The 13,157-nt window shown below is 65.4% G+C and carries 12 protein-coding genes; 1 reads left to right on the forward strand and 11 read right to left on the reverse strand.

Annotated elements, in window-relative coordinates:
- Window positions 1-73: 73 nt before the first annotated feature.
- The 10 genes from pyrF to CH292_RS23120 all read right to left on the reverse strand — a co-directional run bounded on the left by pyrF (window position 74) and on the right by CH292_RS23120 (window position 11,263).
- Window positions 74-898 carry an orotidine-5'-phosphate decarboxylase gene (pyrF, locus tag CH292_RS23075; protein ID WP_179278047.1) on the reverse strand — a complete coding sequence of 275 codons (825 nt, stop codon included), beginning with the start codon at window positions 896-898 and terminating at the stop codon, window positions 74-76.
- A complete protein-coding gene (carB, locus tag CH292_RS23080) occupies window positions 895-4,236 on the reverse strand; it encodes a carbamoyl-phosphate synthase large subunit (RefSeq protein WP_094655824.1) in 3,342 nt (1,113 codons plus the stop codon). The genes pyrF and carB overlap by 4 nt, the downstream gene beginning before the upstream one ends.
- On the reverse strand, window positions 4,236-5,372 hold the full coding sequence (gene carA, locus CH292_RS23085; protein ID WP_019666386.1) for a glutamine-hydrolyzing carbamoyl-phosphate synthase small subunit: 1,137 nt from the start codon (window positions 5,370-5,372) through the stop codon (window positions 4,236-4,238). The genes carB and carA overlap by 1 nt, the downstream gene beginning before the upstream one ends.
- Window positions 5,369-5,881, reverse strand: coding sequence for a hypothetical protein (locus CH292_RS23090; protein ID WP_019666387.1), 513 nt, complete (start codon window positions 5,879-5,881; stop codon window positions 5,369-5,371). Before CH292_RS23090 ends, carA begins: the two co-directional genes overlap by 4 nt.
- Window positions 5,881-7,218: a dihydroorotase gene (locus tag CH292_RS23095; protein ID WP_094655825.1), complete on the reverse strand. Its 1,338-nt coding sequence runs from the start codon at window positions 7,216-7,218 to the stop codon at window positions 5,881-5,883. Before CH292_RS23095 ends, CH292_RS23090 begins: the two co-directional genes overlap by 1 nt.
- Complete coding sequence (locus CH292_RS23100) at window positions 7,215-8,219, reverse strand: aspartate carbamoyltransferase catalytic subunit (RefSeq protein WP_094628143.1); 1,005 nt, start codon at window positions 8,217-8,219, stop codon at window positions 7,215-7,217. Before CH292_RS23100 ends, CH292_RS23095 begins: the two co-directional genes overlap by 4 nt.
- Window positions 8,216-8,884, reverse strand: a complete 669-nt coding sequence (gene pyrR / locus CH292_RS23105; RefSeq protein WP_179278058.1) for a bifunctional pyr operon transcriptional regulator/uracil phosphoribosyltransferase PyrR — start codon at window positions 8,882-8,884, stop codon at window positions 8,216-8,218. Before pyrR ends, CH292_RS23100 begins: the two co-directional genes overlap by 4 nt.
- Before the next feature lie 131 nt (window positions 8,885-9,015).
- A complete protein-coding gene (gene nusB, locus CH292_RS23110; protein ID WP_026348015.1) occupies window positions 9,016-9,504 on the reverse strand; it encodes a transcription antitermination factor NusB in 489 nt (162 codons plus the stop codon).
- A 43-nt stretch (window positions 9,505-9,547) separates the two neighbouring features.
- The gene (gene efp, locus CH292_RS23115; protein ID WP_019666392.1) at window positions 9,548-10,111 is read right to left on the reverse strand and encodes an elongation factor P; all 564 of its coding nucleotides are present in this window, start codon (window positions 10,109-10,111) and stop codon (window positions 9,548-9,550) included.
- 48 nt (window positions 10,112-10,159) lie between these two features.
- Entirely contained in the window at window positions 10,160-11,263 is a 1,104-nt protein-coding gene (locus tag CH292_RS23120; RefSeq protein ID WP_026348016.1) for a Xaa-Pro peptidase family protein, read from the reverse strand.
- Window positions 11,264-11,336: 73 nt separating this feature from the next.
- Here CH292_RS23120 and CH292_RS23125 point away from each other — a divergent pair, with 73 nt between their 5' ends.
- Entirely contained in the window at window positions 11,337-11,957 is a 621-nt protein-coding gene (locus CH292_RS23125) for a B-4DMT family transporter (RefSeq protein WP_019666394.1), read from the forward strand.
- Window positions 11,958-12,040: 83 nt separating this feature from the next.
- On the opposite strand, the gene aroB is transcribed toward CH292_RS23125, so the two are convergent.
- A complete protein-coding gene (aroB, locus tag CH292_RS23130; protein ID WP_094655882.1) occupies window positions 12,041-13,153 on the reverse strand; it encodes a 3-dehydroquinate synthase in 1,113 nt (370 codons plus the stop codon).
- Window positions 13,154-13,157: the final 4 nt, after the last annotated feature.

Below are 13,157 nucleotides of genomic sequence, written 5' to 3' on the forward strand. Positions count from 1 at the left end.
ACGACAGCGACGGTACCGACGTGCGGGCCGCGCCGCTAACTCACCCCGTGGCCGACGAGGTCGGTCCTATCGGCTATGAAAGACCCGCCTCGACTTCGTCGCGGAGCGTCGCCGCAGCGCTTCGGAGAGCAGCGACCGACGGCCCGGCAGCGAGAACACCACGCGAGGAGCTGGGAAGCAGTAGCGCTGTCGAGGTGTCGAAGATCTGCGCCAGATCGGCCACTGTCGCACCCTGCGCGCCGAGCCCGGGCGCGAGAATCGGGCCGTCGAAGGACGACAGATCCAGTCCGTGATCACGGGTGGCGCCGACGACGAGGCCGACCGTCGCCGAGCCGTCGCCGTTCGCTGCCGCTGCACCGTCGACGATCGACTGCGCGACCGTCGAGGAACCCGCCGCGGCGTTCTGCAGGGCTGCGCCTTCGGGGTTCGAGGTGCGCGCCAGAACGAACACTCCCCTGCCACCTCGTCGAGCCAGCGAGATCGTGTCCTGCAGGGACTCGAAACCCAGGTACGGCGAGACGGTCACCGCGTCCGACGACAGGTCGGTCCCCTCCCCGAGCCACGTCTGCGCGTACGCGCTCATCGTCGTGCCGATGTCGCCCCGTTTCGCGTCGGCGATCACGAGAGTCCCGGCATCCCGCAGTACCGAGATGGTGCGCTCCAGAACCGCGTATCCCGCACTCCCGTAGGCCTCGAAGAATGCGACCTGAGGTTTCACGACAGCGACCTCGCCGACGAACGCCTCCACGCACTTCTCCGCGAACACCTCCAGCCCCTCGGCGTCCACCGACAGTCCCCACTGCTCGAGCAGTGCAGGGTGAGGATCTATCCCCACGCACAGTCGTCCGCGGTGCTCGATCGCACGGCGGAGCCGTCCGAGCCACCCGTGGTGGCTCATGACGCCCCGGCACCGCCTGCGAGCGCCGCGTGCAGATCCTGCAGCGAACGCACGCCGATACCGCCCGCGATACCTGCCTCGATCCCCAGCACCGCGGCGGACGCGCCCTGCACAGTGGTGATGCACGGAATGTTCTGCGCAACGGCCGCACTTCGGATCTCGTAACCGTCCACGCGAGGGCCCGAATTGCCGTACGGGGTGTTGATCACCATGGCCACGTCGCCGGCGAGAATGCGATCGACGATGGTCGATTCGCCCGCAGGGACGTCCTCGCCCGATTGCTTGTAGACCTGTTCGCACGCAATCCCGTTGCGTCGCAGCACCTCTGCAGTGCCTTCGGTCGCGAGAATCGTGAAGCCCAGGTCCGTGAGCCGTTTGACCGGGAAGATCAACGAACGCTTGTCCTTGTTGGCCACGGAAACGAACACGGCGCCCGAGGCCGGGAGGGAGCCGTACGCCGCCGTCTGGCTCTTGGCGAACGCGGTACCGAAGTCCGCGTCGATGCCCATGACCTCACCGGTGGACTTCATCTCGGGACTCAGGAGCGTGTCCACGCCCGTTCCGTCGGCACGACGGAAGCGGTTGAACGGAAGCACGGCTTCCTTGACCGCGATCGGTGCGTCGAGCGGCGTCGTTCCCCCGTCGCCTTCCGCGGGAAGCATGCCGCTGGCGCGCAGGTCCGCGATCGACTCACCGAGCATGACGCGGGCGCACGCCTTCGCCAACTGCACTGCCGTCGCCTTGGACACGAACGGCACCGTGCGGCTCGCGCGGGGGTTCGCCTCCAGGACGTACAGGATGTCGTCCTTGAGGGCGTACTGAACGTTGAGCAAACCCTTGACGCCGATGCCCTTGGCGAGCAACTCCGTCGAGCGGCGCACGTTCTCGATGTCCGCTCGGCCCAACGTGATCGGCGGCAGCGCACACGCGGAGTCACCGGAGTGGATTCCGGCTTCCTCGATGTGTTCCATGACGCCGCCGAGGTAGACCTCGCTGCCATCGCACAATGCGTCGACATCGATTTCGACGGCATCCTCGAGGAAGCGGTCGACGAGAACCGGGCGGTCGTGCGAGATCTCGGTGGCGCGCGAGATGTAGTCGGCGAGGGATGCCTCGTCGTACACGATCTCCATGCCGCGTCCGCCGAGGACGTACGACGGACGCACCAGCACGGGGTATCCGATTCCGCCGGCGATGTCGCGGGCACCGTCGAACGTGGTCGCGGTGCCGAACTTCGGTGCAGGCAACCCTGCTTCGGTGAGGACGCGTCCGAACTCACCGCGGTCCTCGGCGAGATCGATGGCCTCGGGACTGGTACCGACGATCGGCACACCGGCGGCCTTCAGTCGCTTGGCAAGGCCCAGGGGCGTCTGACCGCCGAGCTGCACGATGACGCCGCGCACGGTTCCCGACGCAGCCTCGGCGCGGTAGACCTCGAGTACGTCCTCGAACGTCAACGGTTCGAAGTAGAGCCGATCGGCGGTGTCGTAATCGGTGGAGACGGTCTCGGGGTTGCAGTTGACCATGACGGTCTCGTACCCGGCTTCCGACAACGTCTGTGCCGCATGGACACACGAGTAGTCGAACTCGATGCCCTGTCCGATTCGGTTCGGGCCCGAGCCGAGAATGAGCACCTTGTCACGTTCACGCTGCTCGGCTACCTCGGACTCCGCCTCGGGGTCGAGTTCGTAGGTTCCGTAGTGGTACGGGGTCTTCGCCTCGAACTCCGCCGCACAGGTGTCGACCGTCTTGTAGACAGGATGGACGCCGAGCTCGTCGCGCAGCGCGCGAACACCGTCCTCGTCCACGAGTTCCGGACGCAGCGCAGCGATCTGGCGGTCCGACAGCCCGTGGTACTTGGCCTGTCGCAACAGCGTCTCGTCGAACTTCTCGGCGGCACGCAGTTCGTTGCCCAGCTGGTGGATCTGCTGGAACTGATCGAGGAACCACGGGTCGATCTTCGTGGCGTCGAACAACTGCTCGAGAGTCGCACCGAGCGCGAAGGCCTTCTCGATGCCGTACATCCGGCCGTCCTTCGGGACCGAGATGTCCTCCAGCAAAGCCTCGAGGCTCACGGCTTCGACCTCGGGGCCGGTCCAGTAGCCCGCACGCTTGGTCTCGAGCGAACGCATGACCTTGCCGAAGGCTTCGGTGAAGTTGCGTCCGATCGACATCGCCTCGCCGACGGACTTCATCGTCGTCGTCAGGGTGCCGTCGGCGCCGGGGAACTTCTCGAACGCGAACCGAGGTGCCTTGACCACGACGTAGTCGAGCGTCGGCTCGAAGCAGGCCGGTGTTTCCTTGGTGATGTCGTTGACGATCTCGTCGAGCGTGTAGCCGATGGCGAGCTTGGCTGCCATCTTCGCGATCGGGTATCCCGTCGCCTTCGATGCAAGAGCCGACGACCGCGACACGCGGGGGTTCATCTCGATGACGACGAGCCGTCCGTCGGTCGGGTCCATGGCGAACTGGATATTGCAGCCGCCGGTGTCCACGCCGACCTCACGAAGGATGTCGATCGAGAGGTCACGCATCTTCTGGTATTCGCGGTCGGTCAGCGTCATGGCGGGAGCAACCGTGACCGAGTCCCCGGTGTGCACACCGACCGGGTCGACGTTCTCGATGGAGCAGACGATGACCACGTTGTCGCGGCCGTCGCGCATCAGTTCGAGCTCGTATTCCTTCCATCCGAGGATGGATTCCTCGATGAGCACGTTGGCCGTCGGCGACGCGGCGAGTCCGCCGCCGGCGATGCGTGCAAGGTCCTCGTCGTTGTAGGCCATACCCGAGCCGAGGCCACCCATCGTGAAGGACGGGCGGACGACGACGGGGAATCCGAGATCGGCGACCGTCGCCCGAACCTCGTCCATCGTGTAGCAGACAGCCGAACGAGCCGACTCTCCCCCGACCTTGGCGACGATGTCCTTGAACTTCTGCCGATCCTCACCGCGCTGAATGGCGTCGAAATCGGCACCGATGAGCTCGACGTCGTACTTCTCGAGAATTCCCTGCTCGTGCAGCGCCACCGCGGCGTTGAGCGCCGTCTGGCCGCCGAGCGTCGCCAGCACGGCGTCGATCGGGTTCCCCTGCAGAGCTTCGCGAGCGAAGATCTTCTCGATGAAGTCGGCCGTGATCGGCTCGACGTAGGTGGCGTCGGCGAACTCGGGGTCGGTCATGATGGTGGCCGGATTGGAGTTGACGAGGCTGACGCGCAGTCCTTCCTCGCGGAGCACCCGACAAGCCTGGGTTCCGGAGTAGTCGAACTCACAGGCCTGTCCGATGACGATCGGTCCCGATCCGATGACCAGGACGTGTCCCAGATCTGAGCGGCGTGGCATTACTTGTCAGCTCCCTCGAGGGTGGATGTGAACCGATCGAACAGGTAGGCGGCGTCGTGCGGGCCTGCCGCTGCCTCCGGGTGGTACTGGACCGAGAACGCGGTGCCGCTCAGCAGCTCCACGCCCTCGACCGTCCCGTCGTTGGCGCAGGTGTGGCTGATACGAGCCCGACCGAAGTCGGTGTCGAATTCCTCGCCCGCTTCGCCTTCGAGAGCGAACCCGTGGTTCTGGGCGGTGATGGCGATACGTCCGGTGGTGTGTTCGACGACCGGGATGTTCATGCCGCGGTGGCCGAACTTCATCTTGTACGTGCTACGCCCGAGCGCGCGTCCGAGGATCTGGTTACCGAAACAGATGCCGAAGAGCGGCAGCTTCCTCTCCAGCACCTCGCGAGTGAGCGCAACGTTGGCGTCGGCCGTTGCCGGGTCGCCCGGTCCGTTGGACAGGAACACCCCGTCCGGTTTCAGTTCCAGAATCTGCTCGATCGACGTGGCCGACGGGACGACGTGCACGCGGATACCTCGCTCGGCGAACATCCGTGGGGTGTTGGTCTTGATTCCCAGGTCCACTGCGACGACGGTGTAGCGGGCGTCGCCGCCCGTCGGCTCGATGACGTAACCGGACTTCGTGGTGACTTCACCCGCCAGGTCGGCGCCGAGCATGGAGGGCTGATCCAGGACCTGCTGCAGCATCTCGTCCTGGGTGCCCAGAGCGTCCCCGGAAAAGACGCCCGCACGCATGGATCCGCGTGTACGCAGGTGACGCACCAGTGCTCTGGTGTCGATCCCCGCGATGCCCACGACGCTCTGTGCTTCGAGCTGATCCTGCAACGAACCGGTCGCGCGCCAACTCGACGTGCGCCGAGCCGGGTCTCGAACGACGTAGCCGGCAACCCAGATCTTGTTGGGATCCTGAGCGCTGGCCGCTTCGCCGTCCTCCTGGTTCCAGCCTGTGTTGCCGATCTGCGGCGCCGTGGCGACGACGATCTGGCGGTGGTAGCTGGGATCGGTCAGTGTCTCCTGGTAGCCGGTCATGCCGGTGCAGAACACGGCCTCTCCGAGCGTCCGGCCCTGTGCACCGAAGGTGGTGCCGCGGAAGGTCCGGCCGTCCTCCAGAACAAGAACTGCGCTGCTCACGCCGTTGTCTCCTTCGAATCGTGTCGATCGGTATCGGTGTCCACCCAGATGGGGTAGACGAGTTTGTCGTCGGCGCGAAAGCCTGTGTCGATCTCGGTGCCGGTGGGAAGCGTCCAGCGGATGACGAGCAGTCCGTCCTTGCTCATGACCTTGCCCGCGAGCCCGCGTTCGGTTCGGATCACCGAGATGGACTCCTGCGGAATCCAGATTGTGGACTCCCCGGAACGCTCGAGCAGGATTCCACGCTCGTGTCGGGACAGCTCACCGGTCGCGCGGTGGCCGATGTCGCCGACGGCGATGCGGTCCTGCCAGCTGGGGGCGATGGTGCTGCCCACGTACAGCCCGGTGGAGGGTTCGATCAGTGTCGCGCCGAGGTCGTCCGGGACCGGTGGGAACGAGCCGATCGAGTCGGCTTGACGCTTCTGCCTGCCTCGCCAACCCCAGAAGATGAGGCCGATCATCGCGATCCAGAACACGATGAACGCGATGACGATGAGAACTCTGTCCATTACTCGCTCACCTTCCGGTCATCGACACTGCCGAGTCCGAGACGGTCGGGGCGTCGAACCACACCGTCGCGAGCGGTGATTCGACCGCGCAGCAGCGTGGTGGTGACCTTGGCGGAGAAGGTCATCTCCTCGAACGGTGTGTTGTGCGACAGGCTGGCCAAGCCCTTGCCTCGCACCGTCCACGGCGAAGCGGGATCGACGAGGACGAGGTTGGCGACCTCCCCCACTTCCACGGGTCGTCCTTGATCCGGGAGGCCGACGATCTCGGCCGGACGCTCGCTCATCACCCTGGCAACACCGCGCCAGTCCAGCAGGTCGGTGTCCACCATCGTCTGCGCAACGATCGCAAGCGCGGTCTCGAGGCCCAGCATTCCTGGACGTGCCTGGGAGAATTCGCAGCACTTCTCCTGCTCCGCATGCGGTGCATGGTCGGTCGCGACGCAGTCGACCGTGCCGTCGGCCAGTCCTCGCCGGAGAGCGTCGACATCCGATGCTTCCCGGAGCGGTGGGTTGACCTTGTTGATCGCGTCGTACGTCTCGAGCCGCGAATCGTCGAGCAGAAGGTGGTGAGGCGTCACCTCGGCGGAGATCGAAATCCCCTGCCCCCGCGCCCACTTCAGGATCTCGACCGTTCCGGCAGTGGACGCATGGCAGATGTGCACCTTCGCACCCGCATCGCGCGCCAACAACGCGTCCCGGGCGACGATGGACTCCTCAGCGGCGCGTGGCCACCCGGTCAACCCGAGCCGAGCCGCAGTCGGGCCCTCGTGCGCCACGGCTCCGACGGTCAACCGAGGCTCTTCGGCATGCTGCGCGACGAGAACACCCAGAGAGCTCGAGTACTCGAGTGCCCGGCGCATGATCAACGGGTCGTCGACGCACTTGCCGTCGTCGGAGAACATCTTCACCTTGCCGACACCACCGGCCATGGTCGCCATCTCGGCGAGCTGAGTACCACCGAGCCCGACGGTCACCGCTCCGACGGGATGCACGTCGACCAAGCCGACTTCCTGCCCGCGACGCCACACGTGGTCGGTGATGACGACGGAATCGGCGACAGGCGCGGTGTTGGCCATCGCGAACACTGCGGTGTATCCGCCCAGTGCCGCGGCAGCAGATCCACTGTCGATGGTCTCGGTGTCCTCACGACCCGGCTCACGCAGATGTGTGTGCAGATCCACGAATCCGGGAAGCAGTATCTGCCCGCTCCCCTCGACGACCTCGGCATCGCCGGCGCCGAGATCGGTTCCGATCGCGGCGATCTGGCCGTCGGACACGAGAACGTCGGTGGCCGGTTGTTCCCCGTAGACGAGGACGTTGCGGAGCAGAACGCTCACAGCGCACCTCCGTCCGAGCCGACGAGCAATCGGAACAGCACCGCCATGCGCACATGAACTCCGTTCGTAACCTGTTGCAATACAGCAGTCCGCGGTGAATCCGCCACCGACGACGCAATTTCCATTCCGCGCAGCATCGGACCGGGATGCAGAACGACAGCGTGCTCGGGCAGAAGATCGAGCCGCTTCTGCGACAACCCGTAGGTGATCGAGTACTCCTTCGGCGACGGGAAGAACCCACCGTTCATACGCTCCGCCTGCACCCGCAACATCAGCACCGCATCGAGCGCGGGCAACTCGGCGTCGATGCTGTGAGACACCCGAACCGGCCACGTCGACGCTCCGACCGGAAGCAACGTGGGCGGCGCGATGAGCACGACCTCGGCCCCCAGCGTCGACAGCAGAATCGCATTCGACCGCGCCACACGACTGTGCAGAATGTCCCCGACGATTCCGATGCGCTTGCCTTCGATGTCGCCGAGCCGCTGCCGCAACGTCAACGCATCCAGAAGCGCCTGCGTCGGGTGTTCGTGAGTACCGTCGCCTGCATTGATGACCGACGGGCCGCCGGACGTGGAGCCTGCGGAACGCCCTGGAAATCCGGATGCGGAAGCGTCGAAGGACCCACCGGTTCCCAGCCCAGCCGTCCACTTCGCGATCTGGTGCGCAGCACCCGACGCAGGGTGACGAACGATCAACGCATCCGCGCCCGCCGCCCGCAACGTCATCGCCGTGTCACGAAGAGACTCACCCTTGGACACCGACGAGCTGCTGGCACTGACATTGATGACATCGGCACTCATCCACTTGCCCGCCACCTCGAACGACACCCTCGTCCGGGTCGAGTTCTCGAAGAACACCGTCATCACCGTGCGTCCCCGCAACGTCGGAAGCTTCTTCACCTCCCGGCCCAGCAACGCCTGCTCGAACCGGTCCGCATCGTCGAGCAGTTCGGTCGCGCTCTCACGGCTCAGATCCGCAACCGACAACAAATGCTTCACCGAGCGTCCTTCCCGTCTTCCTCTGGGTCACTCCTGCGGGCTCCGCTCCCGTCCACTTCCGGGTCACTCCTGCGGGCTCCGCTCCCGTCCGAAATGCTGACGCGATCGTGGCCGTCGTGCTCGACCAACTGCACCGACACGTCCTCGGTACGCGCGGTCGGTACGTTCTTGCCGACGTAGTCCGCCCGGAGGGGTAGTTCGCGGTGACCGCGGTCGACGAGGACCGCCAGTTGAACGGCACGCGGTCGACCGAGGTCGCGCAGTGCATCCAGGGCCGAGCGGACCGTGCGGCCGGAGAAGAGGACATCGTCGACGAGGACCACGAGGGCGTCGTCGATGCCGCCCGACGGGACGGACGTACGTTCGAGGGGGCGATGCGGCTTGCCGCGAAGATCGTCGCGGTAGAGGGTGATGTCCAGCGAACCGACGGGCGGGCGGACGCCGGTGAACGTTTCGATCCGCTCGGCGAGGCGCTCGGCCAACGTGGTCCCGCGAGTCGGGATACCGAGGAGGACCACGCGGGGCGCATCCGCGGAGTCGAGTGCCGTCTTCTCGATGATCTGGTGTGCCATTCGAGACACGGTCCGACCAACGTCGGCGGCGGAGAGAAGCTCACGCGACGAGCCGGGTGTCGGGGGATCAGGCGTCGAGGGATCGGGGGGCACAACGGGCGCAGGCAAACTACGACCTCCTTCTCCGCCTCTCTGGACGGATCGTTAAAGGATGTCTGACGGTGTAACAGCCTAGCAACGACGCTCCCCGACGGCGTAATTCGGGGAGCGTCGCGTGAGCGGTATTACTCGCTGTCGGTGCTGCTGTTCGCGTCGTCCCGAGAGGACACCGCAGCAGCAGCTGCGCGGACCTGTGGGGCGACGAGAACGATCTGGCCGAGAACACCGTTGACGAACGACGGTGAATCGTCGGTGGACAGCTGCTTGGCCAGTTCGACCGCTTCGTCGACAGCGACGACGGGAGGCACGTCGGTGGCGTGGAACAGTTCCCACACCGCGACACGAAGGATCGCCCGATCCACCGCGGGAAGCCTGTTCAGGGTCCAGTCGGTCAGGTGATCGGAAATCACACTGTCCAGCCGGTCCAGGTTCTCCGCTACCCCGCCGACGAGAGTTTCGGTGTACTCGCTGACCGGCGCGATCGAATCGTCGCCGCGAGCGAGCTCGATGCGTTCCTTCGCCAGGTTCACAGGATCGGTGTCCCGAGCCTCGGCTTCGAACAGGAAGTCCACGGCCCGCTTGCGGGCCTTGTGGCGTGCACCGAGCTTCTTCACCGGCTCACCTTTGCCGGCCGAATGGTTCTTCTTCGACGACACGTCAGGAATTCACACGCCCGAGGTAGTTGCCGTCACGCGAATCGATCTTCAGCTTGTCGCCCGTGTTGACGAACAGCGGAACCGACACCTCGGCGCCGGTCTCGAGGGTGGCGGGCTTGGTGCCGCCGGTGGAGCGATCTCCCTGGAGGCCGGGATCGGTGTGCTTGACCTCGAGCTCGACCGTGACGGGCAGCTCGACGTACAGCGGTGCGCCCTCGTGCGTCGCGACCTGGACCTTCATGTTCTCCAGGAGGAATCGCGAGCTCTCGCCGACGGTGGCCTCGCTGATGGAGATCTGGTCGAACGTGTCGCCGTCCATGAACACGAAGTCCGAACCGTCGTGGTACAGGTACGTCATGTCGCGGCGGTCGACGGTTGCGGTGTCCACCTTGACGCCCGCGTTGAAGGTCTTGTCGACGACCTTGCCCGACAGGACGTTCTTGAGCTTGGTGCGCACGAACGCGGGGCCCTTGCCCGGCTTGACGTGCTGGAACTCGATGATCGACCACAGCTGGTTCTCGATGCTGAGGACAAGACCGTTCTTGAAATCGCTTGTGGAAGCCACTGGCTCTTACGTCTCCTCGTGTTTCTCGTGTTCAGGAACTGCCGTGCGTCACACGAGAGTAAGTTCCTTGCTGGTCATGGTCAGCAGCTCGGGACCGCCGTCACGGACGATAAGCGTGTCTTCGATCCGGACGCCACCGCGTCCCGAGAAATACACTCCCGGCTCGACGGTCACAGCTGCACCGCTCAGCAGTGTACCGGTGCTGGTGCGGGCAATTCCCGGCGCTTCGTGGATTTCCAGTCCGACGCCGTGGCCGAGCCCGTGGAGGAAGAACTCGCCGTAACCGGCCTCCTCGATCACCGAGCGCGACGCTGCGTCGACGGACGCCGTGCTCACACCAGGTGCAAGGGCGTCCCTGCCTGCCGTCTGCGACTGCAACACCAACGCGTACAGATCCTTCTGCCAGTCCTGCGGAGCGCCGATGACGAGTGTGCGCGTCATGTCCGAGTGATAGCCCCCGACCAGCGCTCCGAAATCGAACTTCACGAAGTCACCGGTCGCCAGGACCGCGGATGTCGGGCGGTGATGCGGAACGGCCGAGTTGGGCCCGGCTGCCACGATGGTCTCGAACGAGATTCCGTCGGCTCCGTGCTCGATCATCAGCGATTCCAGTTCTCGGGCGACCTCGAGTTCGGTACGTCCAGCAGCGACGGATCCACGCTCCACCAGCACCGCGAACGCGTCGTCCGCTGCCCGGCATGCATCGCGCAGCAGGGCTACCTCGTGCTCGTCCTTGACCATCCGCAGGTCCTCCACCAGACCGGGACTACGAACGAGATTCAGGGCGGAGTCGAGGCTCGTCCACGCCCGGTGCTGGTCGACCGTGACGACGTGGGATTCGAAGCCGATCGATGCGTTCCTGGGCGCGAGTTCGCCGCCCAGGAGGTACGACGCCGACGCGCGGTCGATCACGGCTCGCAGGTCCGGCACCTGATCGGCGACCTGGGTCACGTAACGCCCGTCCGTGCAGACGACCGTGTTGTCCTCGCGGCCCGGCGAATCGTGAATCGATACGATCAACGCGGCGTTGGACCCGGTGAATCCGGTGAGGTAGCGAATGTTGAGAAGGTCGGTGACGAGCAGGGATTCGAGATCGTTCGCTTCCATGCTTCGCCGAAGAGCGGCGCGTCTGCCGCTGTGATCTACAGGCATTCCTACAAACTACCGCCGGACAGTTCTGTGGGGTCGGACACACCTACCGGCGCGTAGGGCTAGGCTGTCCCCCATGACAGGGTGGGTGGTACGCGGAATCGGCATGTGCTTGATCAACGTGGGGGTGCGAATTCTTCTCGGCGTCACTGTGACTCAGTGGCCTCTGCACGGATCGCAACTCCGGTGGCTGGGCATCGCGGTGGTGTTGATCGCCGTCGTCGTCTGGGCGGGGCTGGACGGCATTCGGGACCGGCGGAAGAATCCCGATCCGGACTACGGCGAGGACTTGACCATGGTCTGGCTCAAGGCTGCGGCATTGGGCGGCCTGGCTGCCGGTCTGGTGACCTGGCTGGTCCAGCTCATCGTCGACTTCAGCGTCGGTCAGAACACCCTCTTCTTCGAATTGACCTCCGGGGCCGCGTTCACGGTGTTGGTCATCTTCATTCCTGCCACCATCGCGGTCTTCCTGGGTCGGCTTCTGGCGGGGCGAGAAGCCAACAAGAAACTTGCGGCCGCGGACGAGGAGCACGCCAAGGAACGGCACGACCGCCATCCGGTGGACAGCACCGCAGGTGCTCCTCAGCAGTCCGGACGGCATCAGTCCGGTCGCGATCAGGCGGGCCGAGAGCAATCGCAATGGTCGGGAGACAACTCCGACACCGAGGTCTTCCCGGCGGTCGAGAAAGACAGGTAGTCCCCTGAGCTGACCGGTGAGGGCATGTGTGCACGTGCACACATGCCCTCACTGGTCAGAGCGGACGGGTCAGAGCAGGTCGGTCAGAGCAGGATGCCGGTGGACGACGAACCCGAGTTGTCCTTCGCGATGGCCGAGTAGGCCGCCACCAGCAGGGACGGGTCCGGTCCTTCGAGACGACCCGGCTTGGCCAGCCCGTCGAGCACAACGAAGCGCAGCAGCCTCGCACGGTTCTTCTTGTCGGACTGCATTCCCTTGAGCAGGTCGCCGAAGGCGTCGCCGTCGTAGCCCACGGGAAGTCCCACTGCTTCGAGCACACTGCGATGACGGTCTGCGGTCGCGTCGTCCAGGCGGCCCGCGAGCCGGCCCAGTTCGGCTGCGAACACCAGGCCCACCGCGACTGCTGCGCCGTGGCGCCAGCGGTATCGTTCACGTCGCTCGATCGCGTGGCCGAGGGTGTGCCCGTAGTTCAGGATCTCGCGCAGGTTGGACTCCTTGAGGTCCGCGGCCACCACGCGTGCCTTGACCTCGACGGAACGCCGAATCAGCTCGGGCAGCACGGTGCCCGACGGGTCGAGCGCAGCCTCCGGGTCGGCCTCGATCAGGTCGAGGATCACCGGGTCGGCGATGAAGCCCGTCTTGATGACCTCGGCGAGACCCGCGACTATCTCGTTGCGCGGGACCGTTTCCAGTGTGGCCAGGTCGACCAGGACCGCCGACGGCTCGTGGAACGACCCGACGAGGTTCTTGCCGGCCTCGGTGTTGATGCCCGTCTTGCCGCCGACGGCAGCGTCGACCATCGCAAGCAGCGTCGTCGGGACGTGGACGATCTTCACGCCGCGCATCCACGTCGCAGCGACGAAACCCGCCAGATCTGTGGCGGCACCGCCGCCGAGGCTCACCACAGCGTCGGATCTCGTCAGTCCGATTCGTCCGAGAACCTCCCAGCAGAAGCCGGCCACGGCAAGTTCCTTGCCGTCCTCGGCATCGGGGATCTCGATGCGGTGAGCATCGATTCCCTTCGCCGCCAACGACTCTCGTACCACTTCGGCGGTCTCGGCCAGCGGAGGTTGATGAAAGATGGCAACGGTCGCCACACCGGCGAGTTCGTCGACCAGATCGTTCAACAATCCCCGTCCGATGATCACCGGGTAGGGAGCAGCCGTTTCGACCATGACGCGCACAGGCTCGGTCATATCG

Origin of the sequence: Rhodococcus sp. 14-2470-1a (assembly GCF_002259425.1) — a bacterium.
Taxonomy (GTDB): domain Bacteria; phylum Actinomycetota; class Actinomycetes; order Mycobacteriales; family Mycobacteriaceae; genus Rhodococcoides; species Rhodococcoides fascians_E.